Origin of the sequence: Streptomyces sp. NBC_01232 (assembly GCF_035989885.1) — a bacterium.
Classification (GTDB): domain Bacteria; phylum Actinomycetota; class Actinomycetes; order Streptomycetales; family Streptomycetaceae; genus Streptomyces.
This window is the reverse complement of sequence record NZ_CP108518.1, coordinates 713,019-731,202: the sequence shown is the minus strand read 5'-3', so window position 1 is coordinate 731,202 and position 18,184 is coordinate 713,019. Positions and strand designations below refer to the sequence as shown.

Sequence of the window (18,184 nt, the reverse complement as noted above, 5' to 3'; positions counted from 1 at the left end):
GCAAGGGATCCCGGCCGGTGCGTGCGTCATCGCCCCGGTCCCGCGCAACCCGTACGGCGTCATCCGCCTCGCCGGAGTGACGGCCGGCCCGGCCGACCGCGCCCGGTCCGAGGGCGAACTCCGGTCCGCGGCAAGGGTCCTCGCCGCCGCGGCCGCCGCCCCGGGACACCCCCCGTTTCCCGCCCCGCCGCCCTTCCCGCCCGTCCAAGGCCCCCAATAACCATCCGTACTTGTGGGTACTGCGGCCGAATGGCGCCGGATTTGATAGTTCTGGACTGGTCCGGTGTGAGAAAGCTGCGGGAAGGACACGGCATGTTCGATCTACTGCGCCCGGAGACAGTCGTGTGTCCCTTCTGCAAGGCCACTGCCGCCGATGGCGTGGTGCGGACCCTGCGGACCGGAGCACGGTCACTGTCGGTGACCTGGCACACGCTCAACTGCCCGCACTACGCGGCCGACCGGATCCTCGCCGAGAACGAGAACTGAACGAGAACTGAACTAAAAACCGGACGACAACCGGACGACAACCGGACGAGACCTGACCGCCTCCCCCGACCGGCCCGCGCGAGACCCCGAGCGGCCCCCGGCCGGTGCGGGGACCGCGACATGCGGGACCGGAGCCGTGCCGCCAGGATGAGGAGGACCGGCGAGAAGGAGCGGCGCATGACCAGTCCGGCTGAGCGGCTGCGGCGCGGACGGGCGGTCCGCAAGATCACCGGCCGTGCCTCGCACGAGCGCTGGACCGCCTCCCCGGACCGGCCCGACCCCGTCGGGATACTGCAGCGGCAGGCCACCGACCGCGTGCCGGAACTCCTGCCCATCCGATACGGCCGGATGGCGGCATCACCGTTCGCCTTCCTGCGCGGCGCGGCCGCCGTCATGGCCGCCGACCTGGCCACCCAGCCGCAGACCGGCCTGACCGTCCAGCTGTGCGGGGACGCGCACCTCCTGAACTTCGGCATGTTCGCCTCGCCCGAACGCGCCCTGCTCTTCGACCTCAACGATTTCGACGAGACCTACCCCGGACCCTTCGAATGGGACGTCAAGCGGCTCGCCGCCAGCGTCGCGGTGGCCGCCCGTGACAACGGCCACGGCGACGACCGCTCCGGTGCAGCCGCCCTGGCGGCGGCCCGGGCGTACCGGCGGACGATGCGGGAGCTCGCCGCACTCTCCGAGCTGGACGTCTGGTACCACCGGATCGACGCCGCCGAGCTGCCGCGCCTCGTCCGCAAACCCGCACTGCGCGATCGGGTGGAGGCCAACCTGGCCCGCGCCCGCCGCCGTACCGGCCTCCGCGCGCTCGACAAACTCACCGAGGTCCGCGACGGGCGCCGGCGGATCATCCACGATCCGCCGCTGGTCGAACCGCTCGCCCGGACGGACTCACGGGCCGTCGACGAGATCTTCGGGAAGTACCGCAGCACCCTCCCCGAGGAGCGCCGCCTCCTGCTGGACCGCTTCCGGTTCGCCGACGCCGCCCGCAAGGTGGTCGGCGTCGGGAGCGTCGGAACCCGCTGCTACATCGTGCTGCTCCTCGGACGCGACGCCGACGACCCGCTCTTCCTGCAGATCAAGGAAGCCGTGCCGTCCGTCCTGCAGGACCACCTGCCGGCCGACCCGCATGATCACCAGGGGCACCGGGTGGTAGCGGGCCAGCGGCTCATGCAGGCCTCGGGCGACATCTTCCTCGGCTGGACGACCGGACCGGCGGGGCGGGACTTCTACGGCCGCCAGCTGCGCGACATGAAGGGGTCCGCCGACGTCGCCACCATGTCCCCGGGCCTGCTCGGACGGTACGCCGCGCTGTGCGGCAGCGCCCTGGCCCGCGCCCATGCCCGCTCCGGAGACCGCATCGCCATCGCGGGATACCTCGGCGGCGCCGACACCTTCGACCGCGCCGTAGCCGGCTTCGCGCTCCGCTACGCGGACCGCACGGTCGCCGACCACGCCCTGCTGACCGCCGCCGTCGCCGCCGGGAGGATCACCGCCACCAGCGGCGTCTGAACCCGCCCCGGGATCAGGTCGCAGCGCCGCTCGGCTCCGCCTCCCGGGCCGCCCGCCGCCGCAGCGCGTCCTCGTCGGTGTCGGCGTCGTAGGAGATCAGCTTCGGCAGCAGCGCGGCCAGCACCGCCACCGACGCCACACAGGCCAGCCCGCCGCCCCAGAACGCCGAACGGGTACCGGTCCAGCCGGCCATCGTGCCCGCCCTGACCTGGCCGAGCTGCGGGCCCACGCTGTACGAGAGCACCTCGATGCCCGCGAGCCGGCCCCGCAGCTCCTCGGGGATCGTCTGGTTCCAGATCGTGGCGCGGCCCAGCCCGCTCGCCATGTCGCCCGCGCCCGCCACCGCGAGGCACAGCAGCACGAGCCAGATGTTCGCGGACGCGCCCGCCCCCGCGATCGCCAGGCCCCAGACCGTGGCCCCGAACACCACCAGCAGCCCGTGCCGGCGGACCCGGGACATCCAGCCGCTGGTCATGCCGAGCACCAGTGAGCCCACCGCCCCCGCCGCGTACATCAGACCCAGTGCCCAGACCGCGTCGAGCTCGTCCGCGAGGAAGGGGTAGATCGCGTTCGGGAAGGCGAAGAACATCGCCGCCAGGTCGACGGCGTACGTCCCCAGCAGCACGGGGCGGCTCCACGCGTAGCGGGCGCCTTCGGCGATGCCGCGCAGCGACGGGCGCTCGGCCCCCTTCACGGGCGGCGCCGGACTGAGCCGCAGGCACAGCAGCACCGACCCGAGGAACCCGAGGACGGTGACGGAATAGGCCGCGGCGTGACCGGCGTACGCGACGACCACACCGGCCAGCGCCGGTCCGGCGATCGCCCCGAACTGGTAGCGGAGTCCGTTGAGCGCGGCGGCGGCCGTGAGCTGGTCGTGCGGCACGATGCGCGCCATCAGCGAGTCCATGGCCGGCCGCTGGAGCCCCGCCAGGGCCGACACGCCGGCCGCGACCACGTACAGCGGCCACAGCAGCGGATCCGGCAGGAGCGCGTTCACCAGCAGCACCAGAGCGAGCACCCCGAGCGCGGCCTCGGTCAGCAGGATCATCCGCCGCCGGTCGACCGCGTCCGCGAGGGCGCCCCCGTACAGCCCGAAGACCACCAGGGGCACCAGCTCCACCGCGCCCATCGCGCCGACCGCGAGCGGCGAGTCCGTCAGGTGCTTGATCTGCAGCGGCAGCGCGATCATCGCCATGAAGGAGCCGAAATAGGTGACCGTCCCCTGGTAGAACAGCAACCGGAAGTCGCGGCTGGAACGGAACGGGGCGGGGTCGGGCAGGAGGGCGGTCCATCGGGAAGTGCTCACGAGATGCCATCGTCCGTGGACATTCCGGTCACGGCAACGGATTTTCTCGCGGCCCTGGCCGCAGCCCGCCCGGGCCGAGCCGGACGTCGGCCGGCGCCCGCCGGAGCGCCTCCTCACCCGCCACGGACGGGCGAATCCGGAACCCACTGCGTGGCATCGCGGGCCCGCGGTGGCACCCATGGGTCATGCCGCCCGTGTCCGCGTTCCTGCGTACGGCCGCGTCGTACGCCTGGCGCCTGCTGGTGGTCGGCGCCGCCGTCTACGCGCTCTTCGCCCTGCTGGGCCGGTTCCACGAGATCGCCGTGGCACTCTTCCTCGGCCTCGTCGTCACCGCCCTCCTGTGGTGGCCCACCCGCCGCCTCGGGCGCGTCCTGCCCCGCTCGGTGTCCGTCGCCGTCTCCCTCTTCGGCAGCGCGCTGCTCCTGCTGGGGGTGCTGACCCTGGTCGGCGAGGCGGTGGCCGGGGAGAGCACCACCTTGGCCCGGGAGTTCCGCGAGGGGCTGGCCAGCATCGAGGCGTACCTGGAGCGGCCGCCCTTCCGGCTGAACCCGCACGCGCTGTCCGACATCCAGGCCCGGCTCGGCGCGTACCTGTCGAGCCACCGCTCCACGGTCCTCAGTACGGCGGTCAGCGGGGCCGGGCGCCTGGTGCACGTGCTGACCGTCCTCGCCCTCGCGGTCTTCTGCTCGTTCTTCTTCCTGCACGGCGGCGACCGCCAGTGGTCGTGGTTCTGCGCGCAGCTGCCCCCGTCGGTGCGCGCCCGGGTGGGAATCTCCGGCGCCGCGGCCTGGCGCACGTTCACCGGGTACACCCGCGGGATCGTCCTCGTCGCGGCAACGAACGCGGTCCTCGTGGGCTTGGCGCTGTACTTCCTCGGGGTCCCGCTGGCCGTCCCGCTGGCCCTGCTGGAGTTCTTCGCGGCCTTCATCCCCCTCATCGGATCGCCCGTCGCGCTCGCGGTCGCCGCCGTGGTCGCCCTGGCCGCGAAGGGGCCGTTCGTCGCGGGCCTGGTGGTCGCGCTGATCGTGGTCATCGGCCAGATCGAGGGACACCTGCTGCATCCGCTGGTGATGAGCCGGGCGGTCCGGCTGCACCCGCTGGTGGTGGCGATCTCGGTGGTCGCGGGCGCCATCGCGGCCGGGGTGGTGGGCGCGGTGGTCGCGGTCCCGCTGGTGTCGGTGGTCTGGTCGGTGCACACGGCGCTGCGCGATGCGCGCCTCGCCCCCGACGGCGTACGGCCCGACGGCGTACGCCCCGACGACCCGACGGCCGACGGGTGAGCGGCCGGACGCCCGCACACCCGCCGGCCGCTTCCTGCACAATCGCCTGATGAGCGATGAAGACCCCTACCTGTGGCTGGAAGACGTATCCGGCGACGCCGCCCTCGCCTGGGTCCGGGAGCGCAATGCCGAGACCGTGGACGCGCTGACCGGGTCCCCCGCGTTCAAGGTGATCGAGCAGGAGATGCGCGAGGTCCTGGACGACGACGGCCGGATCCCCTACGTCGTCCGCCGCGGCCGCCACCTCTACAACTTCTGGCAGGACGCCGACCACGTGCGAGGCCTGTGGCGGCGGACCACGCTGGAGGAGTACCGGACGGACCGGCCGGCCTGGGAAGTGGTCCTGGACCTCGACGCACTCGCCGACGCCGAGGGGGAGAAGTGGGCCTGGGCGGGCAGCCGGGTGCTCGCCCCCGGGTACCGGCACGCCCTCGTCCTGCTGTCACGGGACGGCGCCGACGCCTGCGTGGTGCGCGAGTTCGACCTGGAGACCCTGGAATTCGTCGAGGACGGGTTCACGGTCGCCGAGGCCAAGACCCGGATCGGGTGGATCGACCGGGACCGGGTCTGGATCGGCACGGACTTCGGCGCCGGCTCGATGTCCGGGTCCGGCTACCCGCTCCAGGTGCGCCGCTGGCGGCGCGGCACGCCCCTCGAAGACGCCGAGCTCGTCCACCAGGGCCACCCGTCCGACCTGTCCGCCTCCGGATGGCACGACGACACCCCCGGCTTCGAACGGGACTTCGTCCACCGGCAGATCGACTTCTGGAACCAGGAGCTCTTCCTGCTCCGGGAGGACCCCGCCGGCCCGCCGCTGAAGGTCGACGTGCCGGACGACGCGGGCGTCTCCGTCCACCGCCGGTGGCTGACCGTCACCACCAAGTCGCCCTGGCTCGGCCACCCCGCGGGCAGCCTCCTCGCCTTCGACTTCGATGCCTTCCTTGCGGGGGAGCGCGAGGCCGAGGTGCTGTTCACGCCGGACGAGCGCACCGCACTCGCCGGGTACAGCTGGACCCGCCACCACCTCATCCTCACCACGCGCGCCGACGTCTCCTCCCGGATGGAGCTCCTCACCCCGGGCGAAGGGCCGGGCGGCTGGCACCGGGCACCCCTGCCGGGCCTGCCGCCGCTGTCCACGGCCTCGGTCACCGGCACGGACCCGGACGTCGGCGACGAGTATTTCCACAACGTCTCGGGCTTCCTCCAGCCCTCCACCCTGTACCGGGGCACGGCCGGCGACGACGGCGAGAGCGAGAGCCTCAAGCAGAGCCCGGCCCTCTTCGACACCGCCGGTCTCGCCGTGCGCCAGTACTTCGCGACCTCTGCGGACGGCACGAGGGTGCCGTACTTCGTCGTCGGACCCGAGGACCGCCCGGGCCCCGGCCCCACCCTGCTCTACGGGTACGGCGGCTTCGAGATCTCCATGGTCCCGCAGTACAGCGCGGTCACCGGCCGCGCCTGGCTCGCGCGCGGCGGCACGTACGTCGTCGCGGGCATCCGGGGCGGGCACGAGTACGGCCCCGCCTGGCACAGGGCGGCCCTCGGCGCGAACCGGGTCCGGGCCTACGAGGACTTCGCCGCCGTCGCCCGGGACCTCACCGCCCGGGACATCACCACCCCCGCCCAGCTGGGCATCGAGGGGGGCAGCAACGGCGGACTGCTCATGGGCGCCATGCTCACCCGCGACCCCGAGCTGTTCGGCGCGGTCGTCGCCCACGTGCCGCTGCTGGACATGCTGCGCTTCCACAAGCTGCTGGCCGGGGCCAGCTGGATCGCCGAGTACGGGGATCCCGACAGCCCGGCCGACCGGCCGCACCTGGAGCGGATCTCCCCGTACCACCGGATCCGGGCGGACGGGCCCGCGTACCCTCCGCTGCTGCTGCTCACCTCGACCCGGGACGACCGGGTGCACCCCGGCCATGCCCGCAAGATGGCCGCCCGGCTGCGCGAGTACGGACATCCCGTGCTGTTCCACGAGCACCTCGGCGGCGGCCACGCGGGAGCCACCGACCACCGGCAGACCGCCTTCAACGAGGCCCTCGTCCACACCTTCCTGTGGGAGCGGCTGACCCCGCAGAAGTGACCGCGTACGGGGGCAGAGGTGAACGGCAGGCATCCGTACGGGGGATTTGCGGGGCCAGTCGCCACCGGGGGCCGCGTTGTGCTCCACCATCGGCGGATGCGACCCCGGCCAGGGAGGACCCCATGAGCACCCCGTACGCGTCCGCCGCCCCGTACTACGCCCGCTACCGGCCCCCGTACCCGGCGGAGTTGTACGCGCTCCTCACGGAACGGTTCGCGCTCGACGGCTCCCAGACCGTACTGGACCTCGGCGCCGGGCCGGGAACCGTCTCCCTGCGGCTGGCTGCGCTGGTCGAGCAGGTCTACGCCGTGGACCCGGAGCCGGCCATGCTCGCCGAAGGGTGCAGGCTCGCCGAGGAGCAGGGCCGCACGAACATCGCGTGGCTGCGCGGCGACTCCGCGGGAATCGGCAGGCTGTGCCTGCCCCGGATCGACCTGTGCGTCATCGGCGGGGCCTTCCACCGGATGGACCCGACCCGGCTGCCGGCCGAACTCGACTCGGTGCTCGCGCCGCGCGGGGGGATCGCCGTCGTCACCACCCTGGCGGGGGCGGCGGCCGGGCAGCAGGGCCGGGGCCCCGCCTGGCCGGCGGTCGTCGACGAGGTGTGCGCGCGCTTCCTCGGGTCCGCGCCCCGCACGGGGCACGGACCGTCGACGCACCCGGCGGGCGGAGCGGAGGAAGCCGAGCAAGGGGACGAACTGCAGGGGCTGGAGGGCCTGGAGGGCCTGCAGGAGCTTGAGGACCGTCTGGCGAAGTCGGCGTTCTCCCACGTCCGGACCACCACCTGGGAGCGGTCCACGCGCTGCACCGTGGACGAGCTGGTCGGCCTGCAGCTCTCCCGTCCCCGCTCCAGCCCGGCCCGGCTGGGCGACCGGAAGGGCGCGTTCGAGTCCGAGCTGCGCCGCGCCCTGCTGGCCCATGACCCGGGTGGTACCTACACCCGTACCGTCACGGTCGCGGCCACCATCGCGACCAGGCCACGGCGTTGACCGGGGCGCGGCCGACCGGGAAGGGGCCGGCCGGCCGCGGGCCGTGTGCGGAGCCGGCTACTCGCAGCCGACGCCGTCACCGTCGCGGTCGAGGTGGCGGCCGTAGCCCGGATCTCCGCGGCGGATCGGGTTCGCTCCGGCGTCCCGGACCGCCGTGCAGTTCTTGTAGCTGACGCTGCCGCCGCCGCCCGACGACGAGGAGTTTTCGGGCTCCTCGCTCTTGGCGCCGGGCTCCGGTGCGGGGGCGGGCTCCGGCTGCGCGGCGGGTGTGGGCGTGGGCGACGGCGCCGGAGCCGGGGTGGTGGCGGACGGGCTCGGGGCCGGCGCGGCGGCGGCCGGTGCGGGGGCGGTGGCCGTCACGGTGACGGTGACGGTCGGCGCGGGCTGCGGCTGCGCTGCCGCCGGCCCGGGCTTCGGGTCGGAGTTGGCGGCCACGAGGACGACGAACCAGACCGAGGCGAGCGCGACCGTCACGATCCTGCCCGTCCTGCCCCAGCGGGCGAGGAAGGCCAGCGCGGCGCCGAGCGGCGGAAGCAGGAGCGTGGCGATCACGACGACCGGGATGGCCAGCGCCGACGGCCAGCGCGGCCCAGCGGGTCCGGTGGGTGTGAAGGGGTGCGGCTGCGGCGGGTTCGGGTTCGGGTACAAGGATCTCCTGCCATGGACATGGAAGAGGAGCGGGCGCCCAGTTAAGCGCACCAGTCGAATCCAGCCATGGGGAATACGGAAATCCAGCCACCGCCATCGCGTATCAGGGCGCCGCGGTCCCGTCCGGGGGCGGGAGCTCCGCGGGCAGCGGCGGCCGGCACCGGCCGGCCCGCCGCCGCTCGCTCGCGCCGAAGTCCTGGTAGTTCCGCCGGGCCTCGCGCAGTGTGACGTGGTTGGGGCCGCCCGTGAAGTGATCGGGGTCCCGGTGGTCCCCGCCGTCGTCCTGCCAGCCGCAGACGGGGCAGATCTCGTGGTGCCCCTGCACTCCGACGGTCAGGTTCCCGCAGACGATGCAGGGGAACGGGCCCGTGGCCGGTGCGTCGGCGAGTGCGGTGAGCAGCTCGCGCTCGCGGGCGGTGCTCAGGCCGGCCCGGCGGGGGCGCTCCAGGCCTTCGGCGCGTTCCCACCGCAGGAGGTCCTCCAGCATCTCCACCCGCGGGCGGTCGCGCAGCCCGGCCACGTGCGCCGCGGCTCCGCTGCGGGCACAGAAGCCCGCCCACTTCGGGTCCGGCATCCACATGGCCATCGACTCCGGGCCCATGAACGGCCCGACCCCCTGGTCGAGGAGCCACTGCGGGTCCGCCACCTCCACCGGTCCGGTGTAGCCGGCCACGCGTGCCGACAGGCCGACCCAGCTGTCGAGGGGGACGACGGGCCCGACGGCGTCGAAGGTCCCGGTGGTGCCTTCCTGCGCCAGGTCCAGCAGCCAGGCCGCCAGGTCGCGCACGTCGACGGCCTGGGTCGGCAGGCGGGGTGACCGGGGGAGGAGGACGGGCTGGTCCGCCTCGCGGGCGAAGCGCGCCACCCAGTAACCCGTCCGCCCGCTGGCGTCGCCCGGCCCGCCGATCAGGCCGGCCCGGGCGATGACGAGCCGGTCGCCCACCGCGGCGCGCGAAGCCTCCTCGCAGGCGACCTTGGCCTCCCCGTACTCCTCCCGCCCCACGTACTGCCCCTCGGCCGGCGCCAGCAGCGCGGCCGACTCGTCGGCGCCGACCGTGCCGTGGTCGGCATAGGCGCTGATGGACGAGACGTAGGTCCAGTGCCGGGCCCGCCCGGCCAGGGCCGCGAGCGCGCCGCGGACGAAGGCCGGCTGCCAGGACACCTCGATCACCGCGTCCCAGTCGCGGCCGAGGAGCTCCGCGTAGGCGGACTCCTCGTTCCGGTCCGCCGCCACCAGCCGCGCACCGGGGGCGACTTCACCGCTCTCGCCGCGCGCCAGACAGGTCACGTCGTGACCGCGCTCCAGTGCCTGCCGTGTGATTTCACGCCCCAGCCAGGCGGTCCCGCCCAGTACAAGAAGATCCATTCGGCCACCTCAGCACACCGCGGGCACGGCCGCGATCCCGGTTCGCGCTGGGCGGAGAAAGCGGTACGGGCGGGTGCGGGTCCGGCTGCGGGTGCCGGTTCGACTGGGGCCGCCCGGTCACAGGTCCCGTCGCATGCAGGCGCGGGGCCACCGGTCCAGACCGTGCGCCGCCTCGCGGTCGCGGATGTCCCGCAGACCGGGCGGGAGGCCGGCGTCCTCCAGCAGCCGGAAGCCGCAGCGCGCGTAGTACGGGGCGTTCCACGGGACTTCGGTGAAGGTGGTGAGGGTCAGGGCGGGCACGTCCTCGTGCCGCGCGAACGCCGCCAGGTGCTCCAGCAGCCCCCGGCCGAGGCCGCGGCGCGCACGGTCCGGATGGACGGAGACCTGCTCGACGTGCAGGTTGCCCTCGACGTACTCGGCGATCAGGTAGGCGCCCGGAGCGTCCGCCGCGTCGACCGAGACCCAGGCCAGCCCCGCCTGTCGGTAGGGGGCGAGCTCGTCGATGGTCAGCGGCTCGTCGTCGGCGATCTCCGGCATGCCGATGTCCCGGAAGCAGCGCCCGGCGGCCCTCTCGATGTCCTGGAGGAGGGGCAGTTCTTCCAGCCGTGCCGTGCGGATGGTCATGGCGGCATTGTCGCGGGCGGTGGGCCGGAAGGCACCCGAGTATCGGGCACACGTCCGTTCTCCGCTCGCCGGGGGACGCGTACTGTGCTCCGTCCGAGTTCACTTGGGTGCCCGTTCGGGCGCAGCGCCGAGGTCATGATCATCATTTTGGCGCCACATCGGTTTGATACGGCTATGCCACGAATGCGACGGAGACAACCGACCAAGGCGTGGGGCGCCGTGGCTGCGGTGACGGGGGCCATGCTGGTCGTCGCCGCAGCGCCGGGCCGGGCGCCCGATGCGGACACCTCGGAGGTGACCCTCGCGGGTCCGCCGCGCGAGGCCGCGGTCACCCTGCTGGTCGGCAGGGTGCTGGACGAGGGCCGCGAGTCCGGCGAGGGGCCGTGCACGGTGCGCATGTTCCGGCCCGGGCTGTGCAGCGGCTGGCAGGAGCAGCGGGTACGGGCCACCGCGCGCGGTGTGGGCTCCGTACTGAAGGATCCCTCCCTCGGCGACACGGCGCAGGCCGCCCGGACCGAGGTGCTCCCCACGGACTCCGGGGGGCCGCTGCAGATCGCCCTCGCGCAGCCGGGCCGCCTCACGGACGTCACCGTGCGCGACGGGCACGGCCGCCATCTGGCCGGTGAACTCGCCCCGCACAGTGAGCGCTGGCGCAACAGCGAGCCGCTGCGGGCGGGGGAGACCTACACCGTGCAGGTCGGCGCGCAGGACGCGGCCGGCACCCCGGTCGGCGTGACCATGGCGTTCCGGACCGCGCCGCCCGCGGACGGGGGCAGGCTGACCGTCGAGTTCGGGCCGGGCCCGGGCACCTACGGCGCGGGCGAGATCGTGACGGCCGGCCTCAGCCGCCCGGTGCCCGCCGACGACCTCCCGGCCCGCGCCCGGCTGGAGCAGGCGCTCGAGGTGACCTCGGAGCCCCGGGTCGAGGGCGCGTGGCACTGGGTCGACGAATCGACCCTGCACTACCGGCCGCGTACGTACTGGCCCGCCCACACCGTGGTCCGGGTCCGCAGCGGCCTCGACGGCGTCGAGGTCGGTGACCACGACTACGGCGGCCCCTCCGACGAGGTGCAGTTCACCATCGCGGACCGGATCGAGGCCGTCACCGACTCCGCCACCCACCGGATGACCGTACGCCGCAACGGACGGGTCATCAGGACGATCCCGGTCACCACCGGCAAGGCGGGCTTCAGGACGCGCAGCGGCATCAAGGTCGTGCTGCGCAAGGAGCCCAAGGTGCGGATGCGCGGCGACACCGTCGGCATCAAGCGCGGCACCAGCGAGTTCTACGACCTGCCCGTCTCCTTCGCGACCCGGGTGACCTGGAGCGGCGAGTACATCCACGCGGCGCCCTGGTCGGTCGAGGCACAGGGCGAGGAGAACGTCAGCCACGGCTGCACGGGCATGAGCACCGAGAACGCCGCCTGGTTCTTCGAGACGGTCCGCGAGGGCGACATCGTGGAGGTGGTCAACAGCGGGGGAGAGAAGATGGCTCCCTTCGACAACGGCTTCGGCGACTGGAACGTGGACTGGCGGACCTGGCTGGCAGGCAGCGCCCTGGCCTCCATCGACGGGAGCCCGCAGAGCTCACAGGCCACCCCGTCCAGGCTGCACCCGACCACCTGACCCCGACTGTCCGGCCCGCATGCCCGCATGCCCGCACGCCCGACCGCGGAACCCGTTCCCGGTCGGCGGCGGCTCGGCCTACGATCACCACATGATCAAAGGAGTGATGTTCGACTTCTCCGGCACGCTGCTGCGCGTCGAGTCGACCGAGGAGTGGCTCCGTGCCGCCCTCGTGGAGACCGGTATCGCGATGGCCGAGCAGGAGTTCGGCGAGACGGTACGGCGGCTGACCGAGTACGGCGCACTGCCGGGCGGGCCCTCGCCCCGGCAGGTGCCCGCGCACCTCGAAACCGTCTGGGGCACGCGGGACATCAGCGCGCAGGAGCACCGGGCCGCCTACGGAGGCCTGACCCACGCGGCCGGTGTCACGGACCCGGAGCTGGCGAAGGTGCTCTACGACCGTCACATGACCCCTGCCGCCTGGCGCCCCTACCCGGACACCGGGCCGACCCTGCGCGAACTGCGGCGGCGGGGACTCCCGGTGGCCGTGGTCAGCAACATCGGATGGGACCTGCGGCCGATCTTCCGCACGCACGGGCTCGACGAGCTGGTCGACGCCTACGTGCTCTCCTTCGAGCTGGGCACCCAGAAGCCCGATCCGGCGATCTTCCGGGCCGCCTGCGACCGGCTCGGCCTGGCCCCCGCCGACGTGCTCATGGTGGGGGACGACCGGCGCGCCGACGGCGGCGCCCGGGAGCTCGGCTGCCCGGTGCACTTCGTCGACCACCTCCCGGTCGACGAGCGGCCCGGGGGACTGGCGCCGCTCCTGGACCTGCTCGGCCCCTCGTAGGCCGGCCCTCAGGTCCAGCCCCGGCTCCGTCTCCCGCCCCGGCTCCCGCCCCGCCCCGCCCCGGCTCCCGCCCCGTCCCGGAGCCGGGCGCGGTGGGCCACGCTGCCGGGTTCGACCCGCGCGGCACCCTGGCCCCGGGTGCGGACGGCCGGTACCGGTTGCCGTTCGGGGACTCCCCCCTGCCCGTCCTGTACTCACTGCGCGCGGTGTCGCCGGACAGTGCCCAGGCAGGAGTGCGCAGCGGCCTGCGTGGCGGAGGCCGACACACCGCCCGGCCCGACTGTGGCGGCCGTGCACATGGGAGCGGCCCGCCCGAGTCCCGGATGATTCTGGGCATGACAAGCGGATTCCCTCCCGTGCCCCACGGGACAGCAGCCGCCGCGGGTACCGACCTGGCGGGCCGCACCGCCATGGTGACCGGTGCCGGAAGCGGCATCGGACGGGCCTGCGCCTCGGCGCTCGCCGCGGCCGGGGCCCACGTACACGTGGTGGACGTGGACGGAGCCGCGGCGAGGTCCGCAGCCGAGTCGATCGGCGGGCGGGCGCACGTGGTGGACCTGGCCCGGGCCGGGGCCATCGAGGAGCTGCCCGCCGAGCTCGACATCCTGGTCAACAACGCGGGGATCCAGCACGTCGCACCCCTGGCCGAGTTCCCGCCGGACCGCTTCGCACTCATGCAGCGCGTGATGGTCCACGCGCCGTTCCTCCTCATCCGCCGGGCCATGCCGTACATGAGCGCCCGGGGCTGGGGCCGGATCGTGAACATCTCCAGCGTGCACGGGCTGCGCGCCAGCGCGTTCAAGGCCGGCTACGTGACCGCGAAGCACGCCCTGGAAGGGCTGAGCAAGGTCGCCGCCGTCGAGGGCGCCCCGCACGGTGTCACCAGCAACTGCGTGAACCCCGGATACGTCCGCACACCGCTGGTGGAGCGGCAGATCGAGGCGCAGGCGGCCGCCCACGGCATCGACGCCGGCCAGGTGGTGTCGGACGTGCTGCTGAGCCGTTCCGCGGTCAAGCGGCTGATCGAGCCGGAGGAGGTCGCCGCCGCCGTCCTGTGGCTCTGCGGTCCGCACACCGGGTACGTCACGGGCGCGTCCATCCCCCTGGACGGCGGCTGGACCGCCGCCTGACCGCCACCTGGCCGCCGCAAGCCCGGCGGCCGGCCTGCACCGCGCCGCTCAGAAGCCGGGCAGGGCGCCCGTCACGCGGTCCCACAGGGAGCGGGTGGCTCCGAAGCCGCTCTCGTGCACCCAGACGTGGGCGCATCCGGGGCACTGGAGGTGGAGCAGGCTGCCGGTGTTCGTGAGGAGGTAGCGCCAGTGCGTGGAGCAGCTGCGCCGCTGCTCGCAGGGGTCGCAGCCGCGTGCGTCCTCGCACTTCGGGCAGGCCACCCAGGCGCGGCGCCCGGGGTCGGCCTGCGGGTCAAGCGGCAGCACTGCCGTCTCCGCGTGCGGGCAGCACACCGGCGGCGACCAGGTCGTCGTAGACGCGCTGCTGTCCGGCGTCGAGCCCGGAGTACAGCAGGTCGTACGCGGCCTCCTCGCCGAGCAGCACCTCCACCGGATCCCAGTCCGGGCCGAGGGCCGCCATCACCTGGGCGCGCCGGAGCACCTCCTGCGAGGTGAGGTCGACGGGGAAATCGACCAGCTCGGACGCGTCGGGAGCACCGGAGGCGTCGGAGGGAGGGGTGGGGTCGTGGGGGGCCATGACATCGAAGTTAGGTAGGCCTTCCTTCTCCGGTCAAGGGAGGGTGGGCGGAGTCACAGCCCGCTGTTCGGGGGCCGGCGCGGCGGTCCGGCGGGGCCCGGCGGCGTGACAAATGTAATGGTCCGTCAAGGTGCTTCTCCGTCTGCAGGTTGATGCCCGGTTCGTCCTGGCGGACGAGGCCGCACCCCGGGTCGGGGACGAAGAATCTAAGTGACCAAGATCGCCGGGCCCCACCGGGCCACCGACGAGGAGCCGCCGTGCCCCACACCCGTCCTGCCGACCGCCCCGTACCGCGACTGCGTCGTGCCGCCTCGGTCACCGCCGTCGCCATAGCCCTGCTCGCGGGCCTCGCCCCGGCCGCGAGCGCCGCGAGCCAGGCGGCGCCGGCCGCCTACGGCCCGGCCGCCGGCCGCCACCTCGACCGGACCCGGCTGCAGGCGGGGCTGGACGCGATCCACGAGGCGGGTGTATATGGCATCTACTCTGCGGTCCGTGACGGCCGCGAGCGCTTCGACGGCGCCTCCGGCCTCGCCGACGTCTCCACCGGGCGCAAGGTCCGCCCCGACCTGCGCCACCGCGTCGGCAGCGTCACCAAGACGTTCACCGCCGTCGCCGTCCTCCAGCAGTCCGCCAAGGGCCGGGTGGACCTCGACCGGCCGGTCGGCGACTACGTGCCCGAGCTGCTGCCCGGCGAGCGCGGTCGCAAGGTCACCGTACGCATGCTCCTCAACCACACCAGCGGGATCCACGACTACGTCGGCGACGCCTTCCCCTCCCTCCTGAAGGGGACCACGGAGAGCCTGGACGATCACCGGTACCGCACGGTGAAGCCGGCCGAGCTGATCGGCTACGGGGTGGCCCGGCCGCAGCTGTTCGAACCCGGCACCGAATGGTCCTACTCCAACACCAACTATGTGCTGCTGGGCGAGGTGCTCCGCAAGGTCACCGGCCAGGACCCGGAGCGGCTGATCACGCAGGACGTGATCCGGCGCGCGGGCCTGCGGGACACCTACTTCCCCGGCGCCGACCCGTACATCCGCGGTGCGCACGCCCGCATGTACGAGAGCTTCTACGGCATCATCGACCCGCCGCGCGACTACAGCGACTACAACATGACCTGGGCCGGCACCGCCGGCGCCCTCGTCTCCACCACGCAGGACCTCAACACCTTCTACCGCGCCCTGCTGCGCGGGGACCTTCTGCCGCGCCGCCAGCTGGACCAGATGCGCACCACCGTCGATGTCAAGGACGAGACGGGAGCCGTGAGCATGCGCTACGGCCTCGGCATCTACTCCCTGGACACGCCGTGCGGCCCGGTCTGGGGGCACGACGGGGGCGTCTTCGGCGCCGGTACCTGGACCCTGTCCAGCCCGGACGGCACCCGCCAGTTCGCCATCGGGTACAACCTGATGAAGTACCAGCGCCTCAACGAGAGCGGCACCGCCCTGGACCCGCACCCCGCCGACGCCGCCATGCGGGACTACCGGGACCAGTCCCTCTGCGGCACCACCGCGCCCCGGACCCCGGACCCGGCCCCGAAGAAGCGCTCCGCCGAGGCCCCGGCGGCCGAGGCTCCGGCCGCCCCCCGCGTACTGCCCCCGAACCTCCCGGCCCTCCCCGGGCCGCTGTCGGGCCCCCTCCTGTGATCAGGCGCTGTTCTTACGGATCCGTGACGTGCGGTCCGGCGAGCACGTCACGGGGCCGTGTGCGGCATAGCGTCGGGGCATGCGTGTACTTGTGACTGGAGGCGCGGGCTTCATCGGCTCGCACATCGTCGCCGAGCTGATCGGCCGCGGGCACGAGCCGATGGTCTTCGACCTGGCGGAGAACGGCAGGGGCGGCGGCGGGCAGGGTGGGCGCGACATCCGCGACGCGGACGCCGTGGCCCACGCGCTCGCGGGCGTGGACGCGGTCTGTCACCAGGCGGCCAGAGTGGGCCTGGGGAAGGACTTCGAGGACGCGCCCGGCTACGTGTCCGCCAACGACCTCGGCACCGCCGTACTGCTGGCCGAGATGGCCCGGGCGGGGGTGCCGAGGCTGCTGCTCGCCGGATCGATGGTGGTCTACGGCGAGGGCCGCTACGAGTGCCCCGCCCACGGCACCGTACGGCCCGGCCCGCGCGACGAGGACGATCTGCGGGCCGGGCGGTTCGAACCACGCTGCCCGCTCTGCGGCGCCGCACCGGCGCCGGGGCTGGTCTCGGAGGACGCCCCGATGGACCCGCGGAACGTCTACGCCACGACCAAACTCGCCCAGGAGCACCTCGCCTCCTCCTGGGCCCGGGCGACCGGCGGGCGCGTCGTCTCGCTGCGCTACCACAACGTCTACGGGCCGGGGATGCCCCGCGACACCCCGTACGCGGGGGTGGCCGCGCTGTTCCTGTCCTCGCTCGCGCGCGGCGAGGCGCCCCGCGTCTTCGAGGACGGCGGACAGCGCCGGGACTTCGTCCACGTACGGGACGTGGCCGGGGCCAACGCGGTGGCCCTGGAGGCGCTGTCCGGGCCGGACGCGGCCGCCGGCGCCGGGCCCGCGGGATTCACCGCGTACAACGTCGGCAGCGGTGACCCGAGGACCGTCGGCGACATGGCGGGGGCGCTGGCCGCCGCCTGCGGGGGACCGGCCCCGGTCGTCACCGGCGAGTACCGCCTCGGCGACGTGCGCCACATCACCGCGGACTCTGCGCGCCTGCGGCGCGAGCTGGGCTGGCGCCCGACGGTCCCCTTCGCCACGGGCATGGCCGAGCTCGCGACGGGCACGCCGCCGCCGGAGCGAGCCGGGTCCGGGGGCCCCGGCGGGGGGATCCTGGTCAGCTGGCCGGGGTCAGCCGAATGAGCCGATGTTCTCGCGCACCCAGTCGTCGTAGGTGCGCGGGGGGCGGCCGATGATGTCCTGCACGGACGGCCGCTGGTCCAGGGTCCAGCGGAGGAGTTCGGGGTACCGGGCGCCGTACTCCGCCAGCGCGTACAAGGTCACCTCGATCGCGCCTTCGGGCCAGCCGAGACCTCGCCAGACCGCCCGGCCGGCGTCCGGCGCCAGATCGACCGTGCCGATGTCGCGGCCGAGGGCCGCGGCGACGCTCCTTACACGGGCACGTGTGCTCAGTGGCGGGCCCACCGCCTCGACGACCGTCCCGGCGTAGTCGTCACCGGTCAGGGCCGCGGCCGCCACGGCGGCGAGGTCCTCCTCGTGGATGAAGGGGTAGTGCCCCTCTCCGAGAAGGGCCTCCCGGACCACCCCGTCCGCCCGGACGGTGGCGGGCCAGTCCGACCCCGTCGCCGGGTAGGTGCCCTCGATGACGGCGCCCATCACGGCCGACGGCCTGATATGCGTCCAGGCGAGGCCCGAGGCCTCCACCGCCTTCTCGATCGCCAGCCAGAACCAGGTCTCCGGCGGATTCGCCTCCTCGTACTCCGGCCCGTGGGACGACAGCAGGACGACCTTCGAGGCGCCGGCGTCCCGGGCGAGAGCGAGGGCGTCCGACCGTCGACGGGTGGGCGCCGGCGAGGAACACGGCACCGACACCGTCGAAGGCCCGGGCACACTCCAGCGGCCGGGTGAAGGACCCCTCCACCACCTCGACGGTGTCTGGCCAGTCACCGCACTGGTCCGGCTCGGCCAGCACCCGCACCTGCAGGCCCATGGCGAGCAACTGCCGTGCAAGGCGGCGCCCGACGATCCCCGTCGGGCTGTTGCCCTCGTCCTTGCGCGGGCTGACGACGGTCAGCAGACAACTGCGACCGCCCGGCGATGCCTTCTCATCG

Annotated in this window: 17 protein-coding genes and 2 pseudogenes; 10 read left to right on the top strand and 9 right to left on the bottom strand. The window is 73.8% G+C overall.

Translation table 11 applies throughout. The features are described from left to right. Positions 1–312: 312 nt before the first annotated feature. Entirely contained in the window at positions 313–486 is a 174-nt protein-coding gene (locus OG444_RS03530) for a hypothetical protein (protein ID WP_327260686.1), read from the top strand. Between the two features lie 177 nt (positions 487–663). Then, on the top strand, positions 664–2,004 hold the full coding sequence (locus tag OG444_RS03525) for a DUF2252 domain-containing protein (protein WP_327260685.1): 1,341 nt from the start codon (positions 664–666) through the stop codon (positions 2,002–2,004). Positions 2,005–2,017: 13 nt separating this feature from the next. On the opposite strand, the gene OG444_RS03520 is transcribed toward OG444_RS03525, so the two are convergent. Further along, complete coding sequence (locus tag OG444_RS03520) at positions 2,018–3,310, bottom strand: MFS transporter (protein WP_327260684.1); 1,293 nt, start codon at positions 3,308–3,310, stop codon at positions 2,018–2,020. A 185-nt stretch (positions 3,311–3,495) separates the two neighbouring features. Between OG444_RS03520 and OG444_RS03515 the strand changes: the two genes are divergently transcribed. The 3 genes from OG444_RS03515 to OG444_RS03505 all read left to right on the top strand — a co-directional run bounded on the left by OG444_RS03515 (position 3,496) and on the right by OG444_RS03505 (position 7,662). Further along, positions 3,496–4,590 (top strand): AI-2E family transporter, encoded by a 1,095-nt coding sequence (locus OG444_RS03515; RefSeq protein WP_327260683.1) that lies wholly within the window; start codon positions 3,496–3,498, stop codon positions 4,588–4,590. Between the two features lie 49 nt (positions 4,591–4,639). Further along, positions 4,640–6,673: a prolyl oligopeptidase family serine peptidase gene (locus OG444_RS03510; RefSeq protein WP_327260682.1), complete on the top strand. Its 2,034-nt coding sequence runs from the start codon at positions 4,640–4,642 to the stop codon at positions 6,671–6,673. A gap of 122 nt (positions 6,674–6,795) precedes the next feature. Beyond that, positions 6,796–7,662 (top strand): class I SAM-dependent methyltransferase, encoded by an 867-nt coding sequence (locus OG444_RS03505; RefSeq protein WP_327260681.1) that lies wholly within the window; start codon positions 6,796–6,798, stop codon positions 7,660–7,662. Positions 7,663–7,719: 57 nt separating this feature from the next. Here the strand turns inward: OG444_RS03505 and OG444_RS03500 are convergent, their stop codons facing one another. The 4 genes and pseudogenes from OG444_RS03500 to OG444_RS03485 all read right to left on the bottom strand — a co-directional run bounded on the left by OG444_RS03500 (position 7,720) and on the right by OG444_RS03485 (position 10,300). After that, positions 7,720–8,310, bottom strand: coding sequence for an excalibur calcium-binding domain-containing protein (locus OG444_RS03500; RefSeq protein ID WP_327260680.1), 591 nt, complete (start codon positions 8,308–8,310; stop codon positions 7,720–7,722). Between the two features lie 103 nt (positions 8,311–8,413). Next, complete coding sequence (locus OG444_RS03495; protein WP_327266646.1) at positions 8,414–8,662, bottom strand: CPCC family cysteine-rich protein; 249 nt, start codon at positions 8,660–8,662, stop codon at positions 8,414–8,416. A gap of 33 nt (positions 8,663–8,695) precedes the next feature. Next, positions 8,696–9,676, bottom strand: a pseudogene (locus tag OG444_RS03490) (NAD-dependent epimerase/dehydratase family protein); the annotation flags it as partial. 117 nt (positions 9,677–9,793) lie between these two features. Then, a complete protein-coding gene (locus OG444_RS03485) occupies positions 9,794–10,300 on the bottom strand; it encodes a GNAT family N-acetyltransferase (RefSeq protein WP_327260679.1) in 507 nt (168 codons plus the stop codon). 219 nt (positions 10,301–10,519) lie between these two features. Here OG444_RS03485 and OG444_RS03480 point away from each other — a divergent pair, with 219 nt between their 5' ends. The 3 genes from OG444_RS03480 to OG444_RS03470 all read left to right on the top strand — a co-directional run bounded on the left by OG444_RS03480 (position 10,520) and on the right by OG444_RS03470 (position 13,846). Beyond that, complete coding sequence (locus OG444_RS03480; protein WP_327260678.1) at positions 10,520–11,926, top strand: L,D-transpeptidase; 1,407 nt, start codon at positions 10,520–10,522, stop codon at positions 11,924–11,926. A gap of 91 nt (positions 11,927–12,017) precedes the next feature. After that, positions 12,018–12,716 carry an HAD family hydrolase gene (locus tag OG444_RS03475; protein WP_327260677.1) on the top strand — a complete coding sequence of 233 codons (699 nt, stop codon included), beginning with the start codon at positions 12,018–12,020 and terminating at the stop codon, positions 12,714–12,716. 335 nt (positions 12,717–13,051) lie between these two features. After that, on the top strand, positions 13,052–13,846 hold the full coding sequence (locus OG444_RS03470; protein ID WP_327260676.1) for a 3-hydroxybutyrate dehydrogenase: 795 nt from the start codon (positions 13,052–13,054) through the stop codon (positions 13,844–13,846). A gap of 48 nt (positions 13,847–13,894) precedes the next feature. Here OG444_RS03470 and OG444_RS03465 read toward each other — a convergent pair whose 3' ends face one another. After that, complete coding sequence (locus tag OG444_RS03465) at positions 13,895–14,152, bottom strand: hypothetical protein (RefSeq protein WP_327260675.1); 258 nt, start codon at positions 14,150–14,152, stop codon at positions 13,895–13,897. After that, a complete protein-coding gene (locus OG444_RS03460) occupies positions 14,139–14,423 on the bottom strand; it encodes a DUF6400 family protein (protein WP_327260674.1) in 285 nt (94 codons plus the stop codon). The genes OG444_RS03465 and OG444_RS03460 overlap by 14 nt, the downstream gene beginning before the upstream one ends. Before the next feature lie 257 nt (positions 14,424–14,680). Between OG444_RS03460 and OG444_RS03455 the strand changes: the two genes are divergently transcribed. Both OG444_RS03455 and OG444_RS03450 read left to right on the top strand, forming a co-directional pair. Further along, a complete protein-coding gene (locus tag OG444_RS03455; protein WP_327260673.1) occupies positions 14,681–16,069 on the top strand; it encodes a serine hydrolase domain-containing protein in 1,389 nt (462 codons plus the stop codon). Between the two features lie 79 nt (positions 16,070–16,148). Further along, complete coding sequence (locus OG444_RS03450) at positions 16,149–17,255, top strand: NAD-dependent epimerase/dehydratase family protein (RefSeq protein ID WP_327260672.1); 1,107 nt, start codon at positions 16,149–16,151, stop codon at positions 17,253–17,255. Here the strand turns inward: OG444_RS03450 and OG444_RS03445 are convergent. Beyond that, the gene (locus OG444_RS03445; RefSeq protein ID WP_327267072.1) at positions 17,244–17,939 is read right to left on the bottom strand and encodes an NmrA family transcriptional regulator; all 696 of its coding nucleotides are present in this window, start codon (positions 17,937–17,939) and stop codon (positions 17,244–17,246) included. The genes OG444_RS03450 and OG444_RS03445 overlap by 12 nt on opposite strands. Before the next feature lie 25 nt (positions 17,940–17,964). Continuing rightward, positions 17,965–18,063, bottom strand: a pseudogene (locus OG444_RS03440) (NmrA family transcriptional regulator); the annotation flags it as partial. Positions 18,064–18,184: the final 121 nt, after the last annotated feature.

Bases quoted from the DNA above. Each gene is read 5' to 3' on its own strand.
- OG444_RS03485 (WP_327260679.1), bottom strand. From the start codon at position 10,300: ATGACCATCCGCACGGCACGGCTGGAAGAACTGCCCCTCCTCCAGGAC.
- OG444_RS03530 (WP_327260686.1), top strand. From the start codon at position 313: ATGTTCGATCTACTGCGCCCGGAGACAGTCGTGTGTCCCTTCTGCAAG.
- OG444_RS03505 (WP_327260681.1), top strand. From the start codon at position 6,796: ATGAGCACCCCGTACGCGTCCGCCGCCCCGTACTACGCCCGCTACCGG.
- OG444_RS03450 (WP_327260672.1), top strand. From the start codon at position 16,149: ATGCGTGTACTTGTGACTGGAGGCGCGGGCTTCATCGGCTCGCACATC.
- OG444_RS03510 (WP_327260682.1), top strand. From the start codon at position 4,640: ATGAGCGATGAAGACCCCTACCTGTGGCTGGAAGACGTATCCGGCGAC.
- OG444_RS03460 (WP_327260674.1), bottom strand. From the start codon at position 14,423: ATGGCCCCCCACGACCCCACCCCTCCCTCCGACGCCTCCGGTGCTCCC.
- OG444_RS03515 (WP_327260683.1), top strand. From the start codon at position 3,496: ATGCCGCCCGTGTCCGCGTTCCTGCGTACGGCCGCGTCGTACGCCTGG.
- OG444_RS03525 (WP_327260685.1), top strand. From the start codon at position 664: ATGACCAGTCCGGCTGAGCGGCTGCGGCGCGGACGGGCGGTCCGCAAG.
- OG444_RS03470 (WP_327260676.1), top strand. From the start codon at position 13,052: ATGACAAGCGGATTCCCTCCCGTGCCCCACGGGACAGCAGCCGCCGCG.
- OG444_RS03475 (WP_327260677.1), top strand. From the start codon at position 12,018: ATGATCAAAGGAGTGATGTTCGACTTCTCCGGCACGCTGCTGCGCGTC.